The organism is Geothrix sp. SG200, from assembly GCF_022808935.1.
In the GTDB taxonomy this organism is placed as follows: Bacteria; Acidobacteriota; Holophagae; order Holophagales; family Holophagaceae; genus Geothrix; species Geothrix alkalitolerans.
The window spans coordinates 76,857-97,023 of the sequence record NZ_JAKZFR010000003.1; the positions used below are offsets into that span (position 1 = coordinate 76,857).

At 71.0% G+C, this 20,167-nt stretch carries 19 protein-coding genes; 7 read left to right on the plus strand and 12 right to left on the minus strand.

Annotated features, from left to right (window positions below; all coding sequences use genetic code 11):
- Positions 1–94 precede the first annotated feature (94 nt).
- The 4 genes from ML539_RS08205 to ML539_RS08220 are packed head-to-tail and all read right to left on the minus strand — an operon-like array spanning position 95 to position 4,196.
- Positions 95–1,990, minus strand: coding sequence for a hypothetical protein (locus tag ML539_RS08205; protein ID WP_243322423.1), 1,896 nt, complete (start codon positions 1,988–1,990; stop codon positions 95–97).
- 35 nt (positions 1,991–2,025) lie between these two features.
- On the minus strand, positions 2,026–2,670 hold the full coding sequence (locus tag ML539_RS08210) for an FHA domain-containing protein (protein ID WP_243322424.1): 645 nt from the start codon (positions 2,668–2,670) through the stop codon (positions 2,026–2,028).
- Between the two features lie 34 nt (positions 2,671–2,704).
- Positions 2,705–3,400 (minus strand): outer membrane lipoprotein carrier protein LolA, encoded by a 696-nt coding sequence (locus ML539_RS08215; protein WP_243322426.1) that lies wholly within the window; start codon positions 3,398–3,400, stop codon positions 2,705–2,707.
- A 16-nt stretch (positions 3,401–3,416) separates the two neighbouring features.
- Positions 3,417–4,196 (minus strand): MBL fold metallo-hydrolase, encoded by a 780-nt coding sequence (locus ML539_RS08220; RefSeq protein WP_243322427.1) that lies wholly within the window; start codon positions 4,194–4,196, stop codon positions 3,417–3,419.
- A gap of 28 nt (positions 4,197–4,224) precedes the next feature.
- Here ML539_RS08220 and ML539_RS08225 point away from each other — a divergent pair, with 28 nt between their 5' ends.
- Positions 4,225–4,725, plus strand: a complete 501-nt coding sequence (locus ML539_RS08225) for a GNAT family N-acetyltransferase (protein WP_243322429.1) — start codon at positions 4,225–4,227, stop codon at positions 4,723–4,725.
- Here ML539_RS08225 and ML539_RS08230 read toward each other — a convergent pair.
- The 5 genes from ML539_RS08230 to fsa all read right to left on the minus strand — a co-directional run bounded on the left by ML539_RS08230 (position 4,691) and on the right by fsa (position 11,010).
- Entirely contained in the window at positions 4,691–5,560 is an 870-nt protein-coding gene (locus ML539_RS08230; RefSeq protein WP_243322431.1) for a CPBP family intramembrane glutamic endopeptidase, read from the minus strand. The two genes, ML539_RS08225 and ML539_RS08230, sit on opposite strands and share 35 nt — an antisense overlap.
- 60 nt (positions 5,561–5,620) lie before the next feature.
- Positions 5,621–6,697 (minus strand): hypothetical protein, encoded by a 1,077-nt coding sequence (locus ML539_RS08235; protein ID WP_243322432.1) that lies wholly within the window; start codon positions 6,695–6,697, stop codon positions 5,621–5,623.
- 8 nt (positions 6,698–6,705) lie between these two features.
- The gene (locus ML539_RS08240) at positions 6,706–8,244 is read right to left on the minus strand and encodes an acyl-CoA carboxylase subunit beta (protein WP_243322434.1); all 1,539 of its coding nucleotides are present in this window, start codon (positions 8,242–8,244) and stop codon (positions 6,706–6,708) included.
- Positions 8,245–8,389: 145 nt separating this feature from the next.
- Complete coding sequence (locus tag ML539_RS08245) at positions 8,390–10,249, minus strand: aspartate ammonia-lyase (protein WP_243322435.1); 1,860 nt, start codon at positions 10,247–10,249, stop codon at positions 8,390–8,392.
- Between the two features lie 113 nt (positions 10,250–10,362).
- The gene (gene fsa, locus ML539_RS08250; RefSeq protein WP_243322437.1) at positions 10,363–11,010 is read right to left on the minus strand and encodes a fructose-6-phosphate aldolase; all 648 of its coding nucleotides are present in this window, start codon (positions 11,008–11,010) and stop codon (positions 10,363–10,365) included.
- Between the two features lie 164 nt (positions 11,011–11,174).
- Between fsa and thyX the strand changes: the two genes are divergently transcribed.
- Together thyX and ML539_RS08260 are read left to right on the plus strand one after the other, a co-directional pair.
- Positions 11,175–11,855: an FAD-dependent thymidylate synthase gene (thyX, locus tag ML539_RS08255; protein ID WP_243322439.1), complete on the plus strand. Its 681-nt coding sequence runs from the start codon at positions 11,175–11,177 to the stop codon at positions 11,853–11,855.
- Positions 11,852–13,060, plus strand: coding sequence for an aminotransferase class V-fold PLP-dependent enzyme (locus tag ML539_RS08260; protein ID WP_243322441.1), 1,209 nt, complete (start codon positions 11,852–11,854; stop codon positions 13,058–13,060). Before thyX ends, ML539_RS08260 begins: the two co-directional genes overlap by 4 nt.
- A 22-nt stretch (positions 13,061–13,082) precedes the next feature.
- On the opposite strand, the gene ML539_RS08265 is transcribed toward ML539_RS08260, so the two are convergent.
- Complete coding sequence (locus ML539_RS08265) at positions 13,083–15,518, minus strand: DUF5916 domain-containing protein (protein ID WP_243322443.1); 2,436 nt, start codon at positions 15,516–15,518, stop codon at positions 13,083–13,085.
- Positions 15,519–15,636: 118 nt separating this feature from the next.
- Here ML539_RS08265 and ML539_RS08270 point away from each other — a divergent pair, with 118 nt between their 5' ends.
- Entirely contained in the window at positions 15,637–16,116 is a 480-nt protein-coding gene (locus ML539_RS08270; protein ID WP_243322445.1) for a DUF192 domain-containing protein, read from the plus strand.
- A gap of 5 nt (positions 16,117–16,121) precedes the next feature.
- Here the strand turns inward: ML539_RS08270 and ML539_RS15680 are convergent, their stop codons facing one another.
- Complete coding sequence (locus ML539_RS15680; protein ID WP_243322447.1) at positions 16,122–16,892, minus strand: hypothetical protein; 771 nt, start codon at positions 16,890–16,892, stop codon at positions 16,122–16,124.
- A gap of 60 nt (positions 16,893–16,952) precedes the next feature.
- On the opposite strand from ML539_RS15680, the gene ML539_RS15685 reads away from it, so the two are divergent.
- The 3 genes from ML539_RS15685 to ML539_RS08290 all read left to right on the plus strand — a co-directional run bounded on the left by ML539_RS15685 (position 16,953) and on the right by ML539_RS08290 (position 18,993).
- Positions 16,953–17,798, plus strand: a complete 846-nt coding sequence (locus ML539_RS15685) for a PHB depolymerase family esterase (RefSeq protein WP_243322449.1) — start codon at positions 16,953–16,955, stop codon at positions 17,796–17,798.
- The gene (locus ML539_RS08285; protein ID WP_243322451.1) at positions 17,795–18,583 is read left to right on the plus strand and encodes a sulfite exporter TauE/SafE family protein; all 789 of its coding nucleotides are present in this window, start codon (positions 17,795–17,797) and stop codon (positions 18,581–18,583) included. The genes ML539_RS15685 and ML539_RS08285 overlap by 4 nt, the downstream gene beginning before the upstream one ends.
- Before the next feature lie 62 nt (positions 18,584–18,645).
- Positions 18,646–18,993 carry a hypothetical protein gene (locus tag ML539_RS08290; RefSeq protein ID WP_243322453.1) on the plus strand — a complete coding sequence of 116 codons (348 nt, stop codon included), beginning with the start codon at positions 18,646–18,648 and terminating at the stop codon, positions 18,991–18,993.
- A gap of 109 nt (positions 18,994–19,102) precedes the next feature.
- Here the strand turns inward: ML539_RS08290 and queA are convergent, their stop codons facing one another.
- Positions 19,103–20,167 carry a tRNA preQ1(34) S-adenosylmethionine ribosyltransferase-isomerase QueA gene (gene queA, locus ML539_RS08295; RefSeq protein WP_243322455.1) on the minus strand — a complete coding sequence of 355 codons (1,065 nt, stop codon included), beginning with the start codon at positions 20,165–20,167 and terminating at the stop codon, positions 19,103–19,105.

Sequence of the window (20,167 nt, forward strand, 5' to 3'; positions counted from 1 at the left end):
GCGGGAGGCGTCGGGCGCTCCCGTGGGCCCAGCATCCGGCGCGCAGGCGCCCCCGGGCGACCCGGTTCTTGCCGTGATGTGCCGGCGGGGCTGTCTACCCCAACAGCGGAAGCCAGGCCGCCTGCTGCGACTTGGGCAGGGTCTTCACGCGCTCGAGCAGGAGCAGGCGCGCCTGCCAGGACTTGTCGCTGGGGAACAGGGCCCGGCCCTGGCGCAGATCCTCGGCGGCCGCGTCCCACTTGGCCTGGCCGGCATGGGCCGCGCAGAAGGCCAGGTGCAGACTGGCAGCCTTGGCGCGGAGGGCGGGATCGTCGGGCTGGGCCCGCAGGAGCGCATCCATGACTTTGGCCGCGGCCTCGAGATCGCCGGCCTGGAGGTGCTTCTGGAATTCGGGGAGGGTCGCCCCGACGGCCCCGCCGGGCAGAGCGGCCTTGGCCTTCTCCAGCAGCTGGGCGGCGGCGGCGTCGCCGGGATTCTGGGCCAGGATGTACTGGGCCCGGAAATAGGCCCGGAGCGGATCCGCCTCCAGGGCCGACTCACCCTCGCGGAGGATCGCAGCGGGCGTTTCGGTGAGGTCGGGCGACTGGGCCTGCTGGGCGACGGGAGCGATGGCCGCCTGGCGGGCGGCCTTGACGGCTTCCTTCAGCTCCTGGTCCCTGCGGTAGGAGTGGATCGCGTAGAGGGCCACCGTCAGCGTCAGGGCGCTCCCCCCGGTGATGGCCCAGACCTTCGGCTCCCGGAGCCAGGGAAGGTTGGACGAGGCTTCCTGGAGGCGGGCCGGCAGGCTCAGGCCCTCCCGCGGGGCCGGGGCGCTCCGGGTCATGGAGGCGGGAGGCTCCACGCGGCCGGGATCGGTGACGATGAGGGTGGGCTCCTCCTCCACCATGGCGATGCGGTCCGGGAGGTCCAGGCTGATGCCGGAGCTGGAGGTTCCGGCCCGGGGCTGGGGCCGCCGGCAGCGCTCGAGCCCCGCCAGGACCTCGGGGTTTCCGGGCGCCAGCCGGAGGGCCTGCTGATAGGTGAAGGCGGCCTCATCGGGACGCTGGAGGGTCAACAGGTGCTCGGCCTGCCGGAGCTTGAGGGCCAGGGCCTCCGCCTCGGGGGTCGGGGCAGGGGCGGCGGGGCTCACGGCCGACGCCGGGGGCAGCGCAGGGGTTGGTGCGGGAGGTGGGGGCTGGACCGGCGCGGGCTGGGCCGCGGCCTGGGTCACTTCCTTCCGCGCCTGGCGGAGGTACCCCCGGATCTCCTCCCGGTGGGGTTCCAGGGCGAGCACGTGCTCCCACTTGGAGATGGCCTCTTCCGTGAGTCCCATGTCGTAGAGCTGCACCGCCTCGCGAAGCAGCTTGTCCACGTCCTCGTCGGCCTGGGGGGCCGGCTCCTCGGCGGGAGCGGCGGGAGCCGTTCCCTGCAGGGGCGGGAGCCCAAGCTCGCGGCGGGCGCCATTGGCGTAGCCCAGGGCCAGGCTCTGGGTGGGATCGAGGGCCAGGGCCTGTTCCCACTTCTGGAGGGCGTCAGCCACCTGGCCCATGTCGTAGAGCGTGCAGCCCTCGATGACCAGGCGTTCGGGCTCCACGTGAGGGGGGGGCGGCGGGGCGACCGGCGTGGACGGAACCGGCGTGGACGGACCCAGTGCGGGCGGAGCCGGCGCGGGAGGGTGGGCGGGAGGTGGAGGAAGCGGGGTTGGCGGCGCCGTGACCACGGCCGGCGCGGGCGCAGGCACGGGAGAGGGGGGTGCGGGAGACGGGGGCTGGACCGGCTCGGGAAGGGGTGTGGGGGGTTGGGGCGGAACGGCCTGGGCCACGACCCGCTCCTCCTCCTGCCGCTGGGCCAGCAGGCGGTCGCGAACGGCCAGAAGGCGTTCCCGGGCTTCGGCGTGGGCGGGCTGCTGCTTGAGGATCGCCTGCCAGATCTGCCCGGCCTTGACGATCTCGCCCTGGGCGAACAGCTGGTCCGCCTGGCGGAGATAGGGCGCGTAGGGATCTGGCGTCATGGCTTGGCTCGGTTCAGGTCGTGGGATGGCGGAATTCAGTGCAGCGGGTACTCGGAGGTGTTGCGCACCAGCAGCATGAAGGTGCTGTTCCCGCAGGTGAATTCCTGCTGGCTGACGAGCTGGACCGGACCTGTGATGCGTTCGCCGTTGACCTGGGTGCCGTTGGTGGAGTCCTGGTCGGTGATCCACACCGACCCGTCCGCCCGGATCTCCAGCAACGCGTGGCGGCGGGAGGTCTCGGGATCCTGGGTGATGACGTCGCCCTCCTCCCGCCCGATGACGATGAGGGGCCGCTCCAGCACTTGAACGGTGGAGGCCTGGGGGCCCGTGAGGAAGGCCAGGCTGAACTTGAGCCCCGCGGGCAGGCCACCGGGCTGGATGCCGGCGGCCGCCAGGAGGGAGTCGCGGTCCCGGCGGGCGGTGGACCGGGCGGAAGCCAGCGTCGCCTCCATGGCGGGATCCTGCTCGGGAAGGGGGGCGGTCATGACCAGGGGCCGGGTCGGCGGCGCGGGGGCGGGAATGGGCGCCGGCTGCGGGGCGGGAACCGCCGGCACCGCCGGGTTCGCCACCTCGAAGACATGGGCACACTTCGGGCACTTGAACCGCTTGGTCCGGGCTTGGCCGAACCGGCTGTCGTCGTACTGGAAGCGGGCCTGGCAGGCCGAGCAAACCACAATCATCGGGCCCCCGTCTGATCTCCTGTGCAGTCTACCGCTACTTCTTGCGGGTGGCGAAGAAGCTGAAGTCGCTCTTCAGGGGAATGCCCTCGGGAAGCTTGAAGCCGGTCACCGCGGCCGGCAGGGCCTGGTTGATCCGGAGCGGGCCCAGCTCCACCAGCCAGGAATCCCCGCTGCGCTCGACCCACTGGACCTGCCGGGGCAGCCAGGTCTCCTTGTCGACCCAGAGGTTCAGGGCATGCATCCGCTTGCGCATGGAGAGGGTGCGGGGCGTCATGGCCAGCAGCCAGGTGCCGGCGGGATCCTTGGATTCCCCGAGCTGGATCTGGAAGTACTCCGACAAGTAGCTGAGCCTCTGGCCCAGGCCCAGGAACTTGCGGTTGGCGTTCTTGATGAGGCCGATCTTCATCAGCTCGCCGGCGCGGGCCTCGGGGCTGTAGGAGATCAGGGCCTTGGGCGTGAGATGGAGGATCAGGTCCTCCGGCGGCTGGAAAGCGAAGTGGACGAAGTCGGACCCCTGCAGGTAGAGGGTCCCCTTCGTCACCGAGGGCGTCTTCAGCAGGGCCCGCCGCAGGGTCAGGGTGAAGGGGCATTGAAGGGTCTGCACCTGGGCCTGCGCGGCGTCGAAGCGCTCCACGGCCTCGCGCAGGGAAGGAGGAGCCCCCTGGGCGCCCAGGGACGGGGCCAGGGCGGGCAGGACCAGGAGGAGGTGGGCCAGGGCGCGTCGAAGCATCGGTCTCCTTGGGGCCTCAGGCCACGGCCGGGGGCAGGGCGAGGGGATCCCGCTGGTGGGCCAGGTGCAGGGCCACAGCGGTGCCCCGGAGGACCTCCTCCGCGGCGAAGCGGGCGAGGCCGGGATCGTTGTTGGATTCGCTCAGGTGCGCCAGCACGACCTGCTTGAGGCGGGGCGACAGGACCCGGCCCAGCAGCTCGGCCATGGCGGCGTTGCTCAGATGACCCACGCGGCTGAGGATGCGCGCCTTGAGCTGAGGCGGATAGTCCCCCTCGCGCAGCATGTCCACGTCATGGTTGGCCTCCAGCACCAGCAGGTCCAGGTCCTGGAGGTGGTCCGCCACCAGCGCCGTGGGGTGGCCGAGGTCGGTCACCACGGCCGCGGCGGCTGCCCCCGCCTCGATGCGGTAGGCCACGGGATCCTCGGCATCGTGGGGCAGGGTGAAGGGCAGCACGCGCCAGCCCTCCCAGTCGCGGGGCCGGCCGGCCTCCACCTCGATCCAGCGGGAGGCCGGGATCTCGATCCCCTGGATCCGCTCGACGGCCTCGCGGGTGGCGGCGGTGGCCAGGATGGCCCAGTCCGTGCGCCGAAGGATCACGCCCACCGCCGCGATGTGGTCCGAGTGCTCGTGGGTGAGCGCAAGGGCGTGAACGGAGCCTGAGTCCAGTTCCAGGGCCTCCAGGCGCCGGCGGATCTGGAGCAGGGAGATGCCCGCGTCGATGAGCAACGTCCGTCCTCCCTCTGAGAGGGCGTGGCAGTTCCCCTTGGAACCCGAGGCCAGGGCCGCGTAGTGCATGGCCCAGGATAACGCCTACACTGACCGCATGAGCCCTTCCCTCCGCCCCTCCACCACCGCCGACCTGGACATTCACGTGGCCCATCGCGTGGCCCTGTTCCGTGACATGGAGAAAGCCTCCGAGGACGGGCTGCGGCGCATGGCGGAGACGTTCCGCGTCCTGCTCCGGAACTGGATGGTGTCGGGACAGTGCCGCGGCTTCCTGATGGAGGAGGACGGCCGGCCCGTGGCCGGGGTGCTCATGCTGATGAAGGAGTCCCTCCCCACGCCCGTGACGCCGCTCTCCGTCCGGGGCTACCTCTTCAACATCTACACGGAGCCGTCGCACCGGCGCCAGGGCCTCGCCGCCCGCCTCACGGACGCGGCCCTGGACCTGGCCCGCGAGTGCGGGCTGGAGATCATGGAACTGCACGCGAGCATCGAGGCGGAGGGCCTCTACCAGCGCATGGGCTTCGTGCCCACCAGCGAGATGCGGCTGGTGATGGGGGCCGGGATCAAGACGCCGAAGCAGTGGAAGCATCGCCACTAGGCCAGCCCTTCCACCGCCACAATCCCAGCACGGCCGCGCCGCAGACCAGGGCGCAGACCGCGCTGGCCTCCAGGCCGAAGGCGCCCCCCGTCAGCCACTCCGGCCGGCCATGGAAGACCGGCGTCCACCAGCCCGGCGTCTCGGTGCCACTCACGCCGAAGCCCAGGAGATTGCCCTGGGTCCAGTTCCAGCCCAGGTGCACGCCGATGGGCAGGGCCAGGCTGCCCGTGCGCTTCCAGCACAGGCCCAGGAGCAGGGCCGCCAGGGCGATGTTCAGGGTGGCCCAGGCTTTCGTGGCCCCGGTCATGCCCGGGTTCCCCCAGTGCACGAGGGCGAAGGCCAGGGCGAAGAGGGTCTGTGTGAGGCCGAAGCCCAGGCCCCGGACGGCGCGCTGGAAGGCATAGCCGCGGAAGAGGACCTCCTCGAAACAGGCCACGGCCAGGAAGAGCCAAGCTCCCGCCGCCAGGTCGGCGGCCCCCGTTCCGGGCGTCCGGACCCAGTGGAAGCCGCCCAGCCCGCGGATGAGCCCCGCGGTCGCCAACATCAGGAGGCAGCCCCCCGCCGTGCCCACGAAGAGCCCCCGCAGGAAACGCCTGTCGGGGTGGAGGCCCACCTCGGCGAGGGACGCCCGCTCGGCGCGGAGGCAGAGCCAGGTGACGGCGAGCAGGAGGGCGACATCGAGCCATCGCCCCGGGAGCAGGGTCCCCCAGGCGGCGGGCCAGAGCCGGGCCAGGGGGGCCGCGCCGGAGGCGGCGAGGGCGAAGAGTGCCACGAATCCGAGCACCTTCCAGCCGTTGCGGACCGTGCCGCGGCTGTCGATGAACACACTGCGCATGGGGCTCCTGGGGATCGAGGCAGGGCGCGGGTGGGTCCCGCGCCGAACCGGGTCCAGCGTCTAGGGGAGGGTCTCCAGGGGCCGCAGGTCCCACTCCGCATCGAAGGTGACCTGGAGGGCCGGACCTGCTTTGGGATCCACGCCCGCGCGCCAGACCGTGAGCGTGTTGAGCCCCCGCCAGCGACCCGGAGTGCCGCTGTCCGGCCGCATGTCCCAGGCCTGGTCCTGCCGGCCGGCCTCCGGGGCATCCCCCTGGGCGATCTTGTACCCGACGAGGTAGAGGCGGTCCTTCTGCATGAACCCGGACACCGGGGGCAGGGCCGGGCCCTCCACCCAGTGGGCGGCGGCGCCCACCTGGAGGAGGGGCGCCGTCGGGTCGGGTTTGGCCACCCAGTCCCTGGGCCAGGTTTCCGATTCCTTCAGGAGGGTCTTGTCGTGGCCGGAGATGCGCCGGATCTTGACCCGCGTCTTCGTGATCCGGAAGCTCCGGGCGGCCAGGGGCTCGGTGACCCGTTCCGGCCGGCCAGTCTCGACGGCCTTGAGCAGCGATTCGTAGTCGAACATCGCCGGCGTGTCCTCCGCGGAGGCATGCAGGCTCTCCAGCTTCCCGCCCTGGGCCAGGACGGCCTGCGCATGACGCTTCATCGCGTCCCACTCGCCCAGGTGGGCCGACACAAAGAAGCAGTGGATGAGCTCGCGGGGGTTCAGGGCGGGCTGGTCCGCCACGGCCGCGTAGGCGGCCTTCATCCGGACCGGGTCCAGCAGGCGCCAGGCCAGCTCCAGCCGCATGGCGTTCCGGGGGCGCGTCAGGTCGCCGCCCACGGTCTCCAGCAGCGTCCAGGCCTTCTGGAGTTCGGCCTGCCCCTGCGCGGCCTTCAAGTAGGATCCATCCATCCCGTGGTTGAGGCCCCGGATCAGGCTGGTGGCCCAGAGCCAGGATGCCGCGGCGTAGCGGGCCTTCTCCGGCTCCTTGGCGGGATCCATGGCCAGCGCGGCGGCGCGTAGCGGGCTGCCCACCTCCAGGTCCTTCTTCCCGGCCGGGTCCTGCTTCTCGAGCCGGGCCATGGATTCCAGGAAGGCCCGCTCGTCCTGGGCGGCGAGGGCGAGGGTGGCCAGGGCCAGGAGGATGGGGCGCATGGCGGCTCCTAGAGCGGGATGTTCCCGTGCTTCTTGGGGGGCATGGTGTCCCGCTTGGTGTCGAGGAAGGCCAGGGCCTTCACCAGCTTCTGGCGGGTTTCGCGGGGCAGGATGACCTCGTCCACGAAGCCGTGCTCGGCGGCGATGTAGGGGTTGGCGAACTTCTCGTTGTACTCGGCCACCAGCTCCGCCTTGCGGGCCGCCGGATCCGGCGCGATGGCGATGGACTTGCCGTGCAGCACGTTCATGGCTCCCTCGGCGCCCATGACGGCGATCTCGGCGGTGGGGTAGGCGAAGTTGAAGTCCGTGCGGATGTGCTTGCTGGCCATCACGCAGTAGGCGCCGCCGTAGGCCTTGCGGGTGATGACGGTGATCTTGGGCACCGTGGCCTCGCAGAAGGCGAAGAGCAGCTTGGCTCCGTGGCGGATGATGCCGCCATGCTCCTGGGTGACGCCCGGCAGGAAGCCGGGCACGTCCTCGAAGGTGATGAGCGGGATGTTGAAGGCGTCGCAGAACCGCACGAAGCGGGCGCCCTTCTCGCTCGAGGCGATGTCCAGCACGCCGGCGTAGAAGGCCGGCTGGTTGGCCACGATGCCCGCACTGCGTCCGTCGATGCGGGCGAAGCCCACGACCAGGTTGGGCGCGAAGGCCTCGTGCACCTCGAAGAAGTGGGCGTCGTCCACCACGCCGCGGATGATGTCGCGGATGTCGTAGGGCTTGCCGGGATCGTCGGGCACCACCTTGTCCAGGTCCGGGTTCTCCAGGGGCATCTCGCGCTTCGGGGCGCGGCGGGGTGCCTCGCCCAGGTTGTTGCTGGGCAGGAAGGAGAGCAGTTCCCGGGTGTGAGCCAGGGCCGCCAGGTCGCTGGCGGTGACGAAGTGAGCCACGCCGGACTTGGCCGCGTGGGCGCTGGCGCCGCCCAGGTCCTCCTTGGTGACCTCCTCGTGGGTGACGGCCTTGATGACGTCCGGCCCGGTCACGAACATGTAGCTCGTGCCCTTCACCATGGTGATGAAGTCCGTGATGGCGGGGCTGTAGACCGCGCCGCCGGCGCAGGGGCCCATGATGAGGCTGATCTGCGGAATGACGCCCGAGGCCAGGGTGTTGCGCAGGAAGATGTCCGCGTAGCCGCCCAGGCTCACCACGCCCTCCTGGATGCGGGCCCCGCCGCTGTCGTTGAGGCCGATGACGGGGCAGCCCACCTTCATGGCCAGATCCATGATCTTGCAGATCTTCTTGGCGTAGGCCTCGCTGAGCGACCCGCCGAAGACCGTGAAGTCCTGGGCGAAGACCGCCACCGGGCGGCCATCCACCCGGCCGAAGCCGGTCACCACGCCGTCGCCGGGAATCTTCTCCACGCCCCAGGCCCGGTGGACCATGAGGGCGTCCATCTCCTCGAAGGAGCCCTCGTCCAGGAAGGCGGCAATGCGCTCCCGGGCCGTGAGCTTGCCGCCCTCATGCTGCTTCTGGATCCGCGCCTCGCCGCCGCCGGCCAGGGCCTGAGCGTGCTTGGCTTTCAGGATCTCGATCTTCTTTTCGAGGGACATGGCGGCTCCAGGTTCGGGCAACGGGCAGCGGGCAACGGATCGCGTGGGGATCGGCTGCCAGTTTAACCGACCGCGAGGGGGCCCCGCAGGCCGGGCCTGGGCCCTCGGGGCCCCAAGGAGGGTCATGCCAGGGGGATGGAAGCTCCTAGCGGATGGGCCGGGGCCGGGTCATGGCCTCCAGGCTGAAGGCCTCGTCCAGCTCGGCGGGGCTCAGGTAGGCCTTGCGGAGGATGATCTCGCGCACGGCCACGCCGGTCTCCAGGGCCTCCTTGGCCACCTCGGTGGCCCGCTTGTAGCCGATGGCCGGCATGATGGCGGTGACGATGCCGATGCTGTGCTCCACCAGGTCGCGGCAGCGGTCCCGGTTGGCGGTGACGCCCACGATGCACTTGGTGGTGAGGACGTTCACGGCGGCCGTCAGGGTGCGGAGGCTGGTGGCCAGGCTGTAGGCCAGCACGGGCTCCATCACGTTGAGCTGCAGCTGGCCGGCCTCTGCCGCCAGGGTGATGGTCAGGTCGTTGCCGATGACCGAGTAGGCCACCTGGTTCACCACCTCGGGGATCACCGGGTTCACCTTGCCGGGCATGATGCTGCTGCCGGGCTGCATGGGGGGCAGGTTGATCTCACCGAAGCCGCAGCGGGGGCCGCTGCTGAGCAGGCGAAGGTCGTTGCACATCTTGCTGAGCTTCACGGCGGCGCGCTTGACGGCGCCGGAGAACATGACGAAGGCGCCGGTGTCCGGGGTGGCCTCCACGAGGTTCTCGGCCAGGACGATCTCCAGGCCCGTGATCTTCCGCAGCTCCTCCACCACCGTCTCCGGGTAGCTCGGGTCGGCGCAGATGCCCGTGCCGATGGCCGTGCCGCCCATGTTCACCTCGAGGAAGAGCCGGGCGCACTCCTGGAGCCGCAGGATATCCTCGCCGGTGGTGACGGCAAAGGCCTCGAACTCCTGGCCCAGAGTCATCGGCACCGCGTCCTGGAGCTGGGTGCGGCCCATCTTGATGACATCGGCGAACTCGTGGCCCTTGGCGTGCAGGGCGGCCTTCAGGCGCTCCATGGCGTCCAGCAGGTTGCGCAGCATGAAGATGGTGCTCAGGCGCAGGGCCGTGGGGTAGACGTCGTTGGTGCTCTGGCCCAGGTTCACGTGGTCGTTGGGATGGCAGTGGGCGTACTCGCCGCGCTTGTGCCCCAGCAGCTCCAGGGCGCGGTTGGCGATGACTTCGTTGGCGTTCATGTTGGTGGACGTACCCGCGCCGCCCTGAACCATGTCCGTGGGGAAGTGGCCGTGCCAGTGGCCGTCGATGATCTCCTGCGAAGCGCGGTCGATGGCCGCCGCGATGGCCAGGTCCAGCAGGCCCAGCTTCGCGTTGGCGCGAGCCGCCGCCTGCTTGACCATGGCCAGGGCGCGGATCATGGCCGGGAAGTGGCTGGTGGGCGTGCCCGTGATGGGGAAGTTGTGGACGGCGCGCAGGGTCTGGACGCCGAAGAGGGCGTCCTCGGGCACGTCCAGGGGGCCGAGGAGGTCCGATTCCCGCCGCGTCTGGCCGCTGGCGTAGGCCTGCTCGCGCCCGGTGCGCGGGGTGGCGGAGTACAGGATCCGCCGATGCAGCACGTTGGCGACCTTGCTGAGCACGGCGATGGCCGCGGCGCCGTCCTGGCCGAGGCTCTGGAGGACGGTCTCGCGGTCCAGGTCCAGGAGCACGGCCGGGGTGAGCGCGGTGGCCGTGGCCGAGTGGGGGCTGGGCGCCAGGAAGGACTGCTCGCCGGCCACGTCGCCGGGGCCCAAGATCACGACGGGCTCGGGCCCGTCGCCGTTGTCCCGGGTGATCTCGACGCGGCCCTCCGCGATGACCGTGGCGCCCTTGCGGGGGTCGCCTTGGGTGAAGAGGCGGGTGTCCGCGGGCACTTCCCTCCGGCGGGCGGCCTTGGCGATCAGGCCCAGGTCGGGGTCGGACAGGCCCGAGAAGATTTCGCAGCGGCGCAGGACAGACGTGATGGCATCCATACAGGACCTCCGGCCCGAGTGGGGCCAGGGGCCATGGTATCGAGGCCTCTTTACGATTCGGTCACGAATTGACGGAACGACTTAACGCTCCGCTTGACGAACGAATCGGGAAACTATCGCCCGCTCTTTTTCCAATCCGCCAGGAAGCCTTCCACGCCCTTGTCGGTGAGGGGGTGCCTCAGCATCTGGTCGAAGACCTTGGTGGGGATGGTGGCCACGTGGGCGCCGGCCAGGGCCGCGTCGGTGACGTGGCGGGGCTGGCGGATAGAGGCGGCCAGGCACTGGGTGTCGAACTCGTAGTTCTCGAAGATGGCCACGATCTCGCGGATGAGCTCCATGCCGTCGAGGTTGATGTCGTCCAGGCGGCCCACGAAGGGGCTCACGTAGGTGGCGCCGGCCTTGGCGGCCATGAGGGCCTGGGTGGCGCTGAAGCAGAGGGTCACATTGGTGTTGATGCCCTCGGAGGTCAGGGCCTTGCAGGCCTTGAGGCCCTCGGCGATGAGGGGCAGCTTCACCACCACGTTCTCGTGGATCTTGGCCAGCTTCAGGCCCTCCTGGATCATGGCGGGGGCCTCCAGGCCGATGACCTCGGCGCTGATGGGGCCGTCCACGATGTCGCAGATCTCGGCGATGATCGCCTCGAAGGGCTTGCCCGTCTCCTTGGCGATGAGGCTGGGGTTGGTGGTCACCCCGTCCAGCACGCCCAGGGCGTTGATGCGCTTGATCTCGTCGATGTTGGCGGTGTCGATGAAAAACTGCATGGTCTTCTCCGAAAGAGGTGGGTCGAATGAGGGACCGGCGCCAGTGAAGTTCACGCCCTTCCAGCCCTGTGCCCCGAATGGGGCGAAGAAATACGGCGTGGGGGCTCCCGGCGGACCTTCCATTCTCCCAGGCATGGCGGGAAGCTGGAAGCGCGGAGTCTTCCATGACACATATCGAGATCAAGGTGCTGGACAAGGGGTTCGTCCGCCTCATCGACCACATGGGGTCGGACCTGTCGGTGGTGAACGCGGCGCGGGTGTCCTTCGGCAAGCGGAAGGAGGCCTTCGAGGCGGGGGACGCCAAGCTGATCGGCTACCTGGCGGAACATGAGCACACCTCGCCCTTCCGCCACACGGCCATGACCCTGCACGTGAAGGCGCCCATCTTCGTGTTCCGGCAGTGGATGAAGCACCGCATCGGCTCGGAGTTCAACGAGATCAGCGGCCGCTACGTGGAGTTCCCCGAGGACGAGTTCTTCGTGCCGGCGGCCTTCCGGAAGCAGGCGAAGGTGAACAAGCAGGGCAGCGAGGGGGAGATCGACGCGGCGAACCGCGCCCGGGCCATGGAGAGCTACCTGGAGAGCTGCCGGGGGGCCGTGACCCACTACAAGGAGCTGCTCTCCCTGGGCGTCTGCCGCGAGCAGGCCCGATGCGTGCTGCCCGTGGGCCTCTACTCCGAGGTCTACTGGACCGTGAGCCTCCAGGCGGTGGCCCACTTCATCCGTTTGCGGACGGACAGCCATGCCCAGTGGGAGATCCAGCAGTACGCCGCCGCGGTGCGCCAGGTGGTGGAGCCCCTCTTCCCCGTGGGCCTCAAGGCCCTGCTCGCGGACCGCCAGGGATGAGCGTGCCGCCCCTCGATCCCGCCCTGTTCCACCTGGACCCGGAGCGCCTCTGGATCATGCACTGCGGCGAGGGGCCGGTCCCCCGGGCGGCGCTGGACGCCGTGCAGGCCTTCATGCGCAAGGAGCTGCGGCCCTGGGAGGTGCGCTGGGAGGAGGACTTCCAGGGGATCCCGGCCGCCACCCGGGCAGAGGCGGCGTCGCTGCTGGGCGGCCGGCCCGAGGACATCACCCTCACCCACAGCACCTCCTCGGGCCTGGTGGCCGTGGCCCAGGGCTTCCCCTGGCGATCCGGCGACGAAGTGGTGGCGCCCCTGGGGGAGTTCCCGGCCAACGCCTGGCCCTGGCTGGCCCTTGAAGCCCGCGGCGTGGCCTTCCGGGAGGTGCCCCTGTGGGAGGGGCATCTCGCCGGGGCCGCCGCCTGGGCGAGCCGGCCGCCCACTGCGGAAGCGGATCCCGAGGCCCGGCTCATCGAGGCCCTGGGACCGCGCACGCGGATCCTCGCCGTGTCCTGGGTGCGCTTCCAGGACGGCCTGAAGCTGGACCTCACGCGCCTCGCAAGGGCCTGCCGCGCCCGGGCCGTCCACCTGGTGGTGGACGGCGTCCAGGCCGCGGGCACCGTGCCCGTGGACCTGGAGGGCCTCGCCGCCTTCGCCACCAGCGGGCACAAGGGCCTGCTGTCGCCCCAGGGCATGGGGTTCCTGTGGACGGACGAGGCCTTCCGCCGGTCGCTGGCCCCCTCGGGCTCCTGGCTCTCCGTGGAGGAAGCGACGGATTTCTCGCGGCCGTCCACGGACCTCCACCGCGCCTGGCTGCCGGATGGACGGGCGCTGGAGCCCGGGGGGCCCAACCTGCTCCACCTCTCCGCTTTGCTCGAATCCCTGCGCCTGATCAACCGGGCGGGCGTCTCGGCCATCGCCGCCCACGGCGCGGCCCTCCAGGCCCGACTCCTGCAGGCGCTCCGGGGGTCGCGCTGGGCCGCCGAGCACGACCGCCTCGATGCCTTGCGGAAGGAGGGGCGGGTGGCATCCTTCCTGGCCTTCCACCACGGCGGCCGCGGACCCGGCGGAATGGACGCCCTGCTGAAGGCGGGGGCCCGCCGGGGGATCTTCGCCTCCGTGCGGGAGGGCTACCTCCGGGTGGCCTTCCACGGGTTCCATACCGAGGAGGACGCGGACCGGGTGGCCGCCTGGCTCCTGGAGGCCTGATCCGCGTGCCTGGTGGACGCCCCTAGCGGAACAGCCAGCTCACCTTGGCCTGCACCACGTCGTCCGAGGGCAGGTGCCGCAGGAGGGCGAGATCCGGCCGGGGGGCCAGGCTGGCGCGGTCGTTGATGAGGGCGTCCGTGCTGGCGCCGTGGGTGTAGACAAGGAAGAAGGTGGAGCCAGGACGGAACTCCCAGCGCGTGATGAGGTTCAGGTTCCAGGTCCGGTAGCTGAAAGCCGTCTGGGGCGTGGTGCCCGCAGGCTGGTCCTCCGGGAGCCCTGGCTCGAGGGTCTCGTCGTCGACGTAGTGCTTCAGGTCCCGGTAGTTCCAGTTCGCGGCCAGCCACTGGCTGAAGAGCTGGAGCGTGAGGGTGGGGTTGAAGGCGTAGGCCACCCGCACGGTCTGGTTGAGCTGGCTGAGGCGGCGTAGGCCCACGATGGGCGTGGCCGTCGGGGTCTCCAGCCACTTCAGCTCGCCCTCGTCCCGGGTGACGGAGGTCGTGACCTGGATCTCGAGGTTGGGGGCAGGCCGGAGGGTCTGGAAGAGCGTCGTGTCGGTGGAGGGTCCCCCCTCTTCCCAGGCCCGGCTGGTGTTGAGGCGGAGGTACCAGGGCCGGTTGCCGGGCGTATCGAAGCCCAGGTTCGCGTAGGGCACGGCGGAGCGGGCCAGGTACTTCTTCTGCGGGTCCGAATAGGTGCGTAGCTCCCGGTCGTCTTCGGCGGGCAGGTCCACGCCTCCGCCGCCCCAGAGGCCCCAGAAGCTGGTGAGGTCGGTCCGGCCCCAGGTGTTGAGGTTGCGGATGAAGGTCTGGCCGGCCTGGTCGCGGGCATAGGTGTGGCCCAGCCCCCAGGCCCAGTTGCGGAAGGCACCCCAGGTTTGGTCCCAGCGGCGCGAGACCTCGCCATACAGGCGCTGCTCGTCGGCGCGGCCCAGGTAGCCGACATCGTTGGGGTTGTAGTCGCGCCCCGCGTCGATGGCCTGGAACTCCGCGCTCCAGCCGCTGCGCCACTCCTGGTGGGCCCGGAGCCGCGCCCGCCAGCCCTGGGCCTGGGCACCGGCGGGGCCGGTCTGGCTGCGGCTGAGGGTGGTCTCCAGCGTCCCGCCCCGATCCTCGGTGCGGTAGACCCCGTCCAGCGCCTGGATATGGGCGGACCGGCCCGCCGCGCCCGCCTGGTCCATCTCCGAGGCGAAGGTGCCCACGTAGCTCCCCCGGTCGTCCAGGAGCTGCTGGATCCGCACCACGCCGAAGTTGGTGAGCGGCGAGATCTCCCGCCGGGACCGGGTTCCGGCCGCGTCGGCCACCGTGGCCCGGGCGGGCTCCACGCTGGCGCCCAGGAGGCCCACCTTGGTGTCCGAATCGTACGTGGCGGTGTACTTCGCGGCGGCGGTGATGTCCGTCGCGTTCGGGCGATCCTGCAGGGTCTCGCCGGGGGCGAGATCCGGATCGGACAGACCGTGTCCAATGCGTCGGCTGTAGAAGAGGTCGGGGCCGGCCACCCGGAAGAGGTCCATGCCCTCCAGGAAGAAGGGGCGCTTCTCCGGGAAGAAGGTCTCCACGGTGCCGAGGTTCAGCACGGTCTGGTCCACCTCGACCTGCCCGAAATCCGGGCGGATCGAGAGGTCCACCTGGGCGTGGGAGTTCAGGCTCCAGTGGGCGTCGAGGCCGGCGCGGGTATCCCAGCCCCGGTCGTCATAGCTCCGGGCAGTCTCGAACTTCCGGACGGTCCCCAGGTAGGGCGCGTACTCCCGGCGCGGCTGGGGGGCCAGCCCCGCCAGGCCGCTCAGGTCGGGAAAGCGGCTGACGAAGCCGTTGTCCCCCCGCGGCACGACCATCCACCGGCTGGATTCCCGCACCACGCCCTGGTCCGTGCGGCTGAAGTTGATGCCCCAGGTCTGGGGTTCGGAGCCCTCCTTGAACCGGAGCAGGGACAGCGGAATCTTCAGCTCCGCGGTCCAGCCGTCGGCATCCACCGACACGGCGCTCTCCCACACGCCGTCCCAGCTCGGGTCGAAGGTGTTGTCGTTGTAGATGATCTGGTCCTTCTGCACGCCGGCGGCGTTCACCTCGAACAGGAGCGCCGTGCGCCGGTCGTGGCTGGAGTCGATGGCCACCCCGAACCAGTCGCTGGGGCTGTCCTGGTCGCGGCGGTGGACGCGGCGCACCACGTGGGCCCGACCGCCCTCCAGCCGGCGGTTGTGGAGCATCCGGGCTCCCACATAGAGGTACCGGGCGTCGTAGAGCACCCGCACTTCCGTGCGCTGGCGGGCCGGGCGCCCGCGCTGGGGCCACTCCTCGGTGAACCCCGAGGCGAACGGCGCCCGCTTCCACGCGGGGTCGTCGAGGCGGCCGTCAAGCTGAACGGCCGCGCCGATCCGCAGGGCCTGGAGCCCGGTCTCCGGACCCGGCGAGGCCATGGCCAGCGCGCCGAGGAGGAGGGCGGAGCAGATGGGAGCGCGCATGATCCTCCGGGGCCGGCGGGAAGCTCCATGTTGCCACATTATGCGAGGTATTGTGGATTCTGGAAGCCTTCCGTCCCCTCCAGGCACTTCTACGGATAATGGAATCCAAGGAGTCGACATGCGCACGATCTTCGCCATCCTGCTCTCCCTGCCCCTGTGGGCGGGCGGAGGCACCGTGGCCTTCAAGCAGACGGCCTTCATGGCCGAGGTGGCCGCCACGGACCAGGAGAAGGCGAAGGGTCTGATGTACCGGCAGAGCCTGGCCAAGGACCGCTGCATGTTCTTCGTCTACGGCGAGGAGGGCTACCACGCCATCTGGATGAAGAACTGCCTCATCGCCCTGGACGTGGCCTGGGTGGATGCGGAGGGCAAGGTGGTGGAGACGGCGGAGCACGTGCCCCCGTGCAGCCCCATGCGCGGCGATGACTGCCCCACCTACGGGGGAAGCGTGCCGGCCCGCCACTTCATCGAGTTCGCCGCGGGCACCTTCAAGCGCATCGGCCTGAAGAAGGGCGATCGCCTCGGCTGGGACCTGGTCCTGGACGACGGCCGGGCCGTGCGCGGCGGCGCGCCGATGGCCAAGGCGAAGAAGAAGTAGGCGGCCTAGTCCCCGTTCTTCGGCGCACCCTTGCGGGGCGGACGGGTGAGCGTGCGCAGGGCCTCGGGAGCCGGGGGGAGTTCCGTGAGCTCCAGGGGGCTCAGGCGATCCGCCAGCAGCTTCCAGGCGCGCGCCTGGCGAGGCAGGCGTTCGGCCTGGATGACCTCGAAGCCCTGGGCATAGCTCACGAAGGGCGGCAGGACCAGGGCGAAGCCCGTGTAGAGGAAGGCGGGAAGCCGCATCCAGTCCGGGTCTCCGGAGGGCCCGAGGCCGGGCACGGCGAAGAGGGGGTGCACGCCGCCGTTGATCCAGAAGCCCTGGGGCGAATCATGGCGGGGATAGACGAAGATGCGGCGGCGGTGCATGAGGGTGAAGGGGCCGACCCGGTGCTGCTCCACGGGTTGGATGCCGGTGCCGTCCAGGGCCGGGCCGCAGCTGCGGTCCGGGTGGCCCACCACCTGCACCACCTGGCGCCCCCCGGCCTGGAGCTTGCGGAAGATGGTGCGCAGTTCCTCGGCCTCGTCGCCCTCCACCGTGCCCTGGCTGGGCTTCAGGTCGCCCAGCAGGGCGATCTGGGCGGGGGCGTAGTCGTCGATGAGGCTGAACAGCCGCTCCCAGATCTCGGTCTGCTGGGGCGGGGGCAGGGGGTCCGGGCGGCGGCGACGGGCGGCGCCCAGGCCGAAGAAGAGGTCCGCCAGCACCAGCGTCTTCTGCCGGGGGAGCCAGATCGCCCGCCGGCTGTCGAGAATCACATCCTGGTTGAGCTGGACCTGCACCGGCGCCTCCCGCCTTCCATTGGAACACGGCAGGGGCCAGAATCCGGGAATGGGGGATCGGTGCGGCACGGCCACAGCCACTACCTGAAGCTGGATTGGCAGGGTGAGGTCCGGCGGGTCCTGGTCCACGACCCTCCGGTGGCCTCGGATCAGGAGCTCCCGCTGGTGCTGGCCCTCCACGGGACCGGCGGAACGGCGCGGCTCATGGCCTCCTTTTCGGGCCTGGGCCGCCTGGCCGACGAGCGGGGCTTCCGCGTGGCCTACCCCCAGGCCCTGGGCGAGCCGGGTACGGAGGATCCCGGCCTCGGCGCGGCCTGGAACGTGGGGCCGGGGCTGGGATGCCCCCGCCATGCCGAGGTGGACGACGTCGGGTTCCTCGGGGCCGTGGTCGATCGCCTCGTCCACCGCGGGAATGTGGATGCCCGGCGGATCTTCGTGGCGGGCTTCTCCAATGGGGCCCGCATGGCCTATCGCCTGGCCCTGGAGGCGTCCTGGGTGGCGGCCATCGCGCCCGTGGCGGGGGCGCCGATCTGGGGCCCTCCCCCGGCCCGTCCCGTGCCCACGCTGGCCTTTCATGGGACGGAGGACGGCCACATTCCTTACCTCGGCGGCGTGGGGCCGCAGGGACGGCGGGTGCCCGTCCTGCCGGCGCGTGAGGCCGCGGCCCGCTGGGCGGCCCTCATGGGGTGCGGCGAGGGGTCCGTCTGCGAGGCCATGGACCCCCACCACCTCGACCTCTGGTCCGGCGGCGGGTGCGAGGTGGGCCTCTGGACGGTGGCCGGCATGGGCCACGCCTGGCCGGGCGGACGGCCCTACGCGCCGGGTGCGGACCGGCCCGCCCCGGATCTCTCCGCCAGCCACCTCATCTGGGCCTTCTTCGAGGCCCACCCCCTGGAGGCGCCTTGATCGCGGATCCGAACCATTTCATACCCGGCCTGGGCACGGGCCTGGCCGGCGGCGTGCTGTCGGGCCTCTTCGGGGTGGGCGGGGGCGTGGTGATGGTGCCCCTGCTGGGCCTGTTCCTGCACCTGGACCAGCACCGCGCCCAGGGCGCCACCCTGGCGGCGATGCTCCTGCCCACGGGCCTGCCCGCCGTGCTGCAGTACCGCAGCCGAGGCATCCACACCAGCCTGCGCCTGGTGGGCGTGCTGGTGCTGGCCTTCCTCTTCGGCATCTACGGGGGGGCCCGGGTGGCGAACTTCATCCCTTCGGGGCCCCTGCGCTGGGGCTACGCGGCGTTCCTGGTGCTCCTGGCCTTCAAGACCTACTTCCGGCACGAGCCCCCGGCTGTGGACCGGACCGCGGAACCTCTGGACCTGTCCTCGGGCCTCTGGTCCGCGGGGCTTCCCATCGGCCTGCTGGCGGGGGTGGTCTCGGGTCTCACGGGGCTGGGGGGCGCCGTGGTGGTGATTCCCCTGCTCGCCACCCGCTTCCGCATGACCCAGCACGAGGCCCAGCTCACCAGCCTCATGATGCTGCTGCCTCCCATCGGCCTGCCCGGCGTCTATGTCTATGCCCAGGCCCAGGGCGGGCTCCCCTGGATGGTGATCGCCGGCGTGGCCGTGGGCTTCGCGACCGGCGCGCTGGCCGGGGCGCGGGTGGCCACGCGCATGCGGGGGGCGAAGCTGAAGCAGATCTACGCGGTGATCGTGCTGTTCATGGCCCTCCTGGTGGTCCTGCGGGGGCACTGACCGGAAGCCCGTCCAGGGGACGCACGGCGCGGCCTTGCGCTATCCTCGACCCGGAGGTTGCCGTGCCCCTGGATGCCCCGACCCCCCTCTACGTGGGGGAGCGCCTGCGAGACCTGATCCTGTGCTACGCGGGGCCCTGGGCATTCCTGCCCTACATGCGGAACCGCGAGGACCCGGAGCTGCTCTGGCACGCGCGCCAGGGCGTCATCCTGGCCTTCGCCGAGTGCACCGTCACCCTGGCCATGCTCATCCTGGGCCTCTTCCCCATCTTCGGAGCCGTCTCCATCCGCTTCTTCCTGCCCCTCTGGCTCCTCTGGTGCCTGGGCATGTCCGTGACGAGCATCCTTCAGGCCACCAAGGGCAAGCGGCACCGCATTCCGGTGATCCACCAGTTCATCGACTATCTATAGCTCTCCGGGGGGACCGCCCGGCCGCAGGCGGCCTCTGCGTCCCCCCGGGCCCCCACGAGAAGCGCCGACGGAGCCGGCGCTTCTCGTCGCCGCCTCGAGTGGAGGGACACTAGCAGGCGGGCCCGGCGTTCAGGATCAGCATGGCGTCGCCGTAGCTGAAGAACCGGTATCGCTCGCGCACGGCCTCGGCGTAGGCGGCCTGGGCCTGGTCGAGGCCCAGGAGGGCGGACACCAGGACGAACAGGGTGCTTTCCGGCAGGTGGAAGTTGGTGAGCAGGTGGTCGGCGGTGCGGAGGCGGTAGCCCGGCGTGATGAAGAGGCGCGTGGCGCCCTCCCGCGCGAGCCGCGCGCCGTCCCAGGCGCCTTCGAGCGTGCGCAGCGATGTGGTGCCCACGCAGAGCACGGGCCGCGTGCGATCGCGGAAGGCCGCTTCCAGGATCCGGGCCGTGGCCTCGGGGATCTCGAAGCGCTCCTCGTGCATGGGGTGGTCTTCCAGGCGCTCGGCGGTCATGGGCCGGAAGGTGCCCAGACCCACGTGGAGCCGGACCGGGTGCCAGCCGCAGCCGCGGGCCGCCAGGGCGCCGATGAGCTCCGGCGTGAAGTGCAGGCCCGCCGTGGGGGCCGCCACGGCCTCGCCCTCCCGGGCCGCGAAGACCGTCTGGTAGCGGGTCTCGTCTTCGGCCTCCGCCAGGTGGTCGATGTAGGGCGGCAGCGGCAAGCGGCCGATGCGGTCGATCTCGTCCCAGTCCAGGCCGTGGTCGGCGTGCACCCGCACGGCCCGCAGGCCCTCGGGAAGGGTGTCCAGGATGTCCAGGCGGGCCAGCTCGGCGTGGGTGACCGGGTCCACCACGGCGGCGGAAGCTCCAGGCTTGAGACGCGCCCCCGGCTTCACCATGGCCTCGAAGCGCCCCTGGCCGAGGCTCCGCAGCAGGAGCGCCTCGCCCGCCCCGCCGCCGCCGCGGCGCAGGAAGAGGCGCGCATGGCGGACGCGCACGTCGTTGGGGACACAAAGGCTTCCCGCGGGCACCAGGTCCGGCAGGTCGCGGATGGCGCGGTGGGACCAGGCTCCGGACCGTGCATCCACCACCAGCAGCCGCGCGCCGTCGCGGTCGGGCGCCGGGTGCTGCGCGATGAGGTCCGGGGGCAGGTCGAAGTGGAAGGCGGAGCGGAGCAT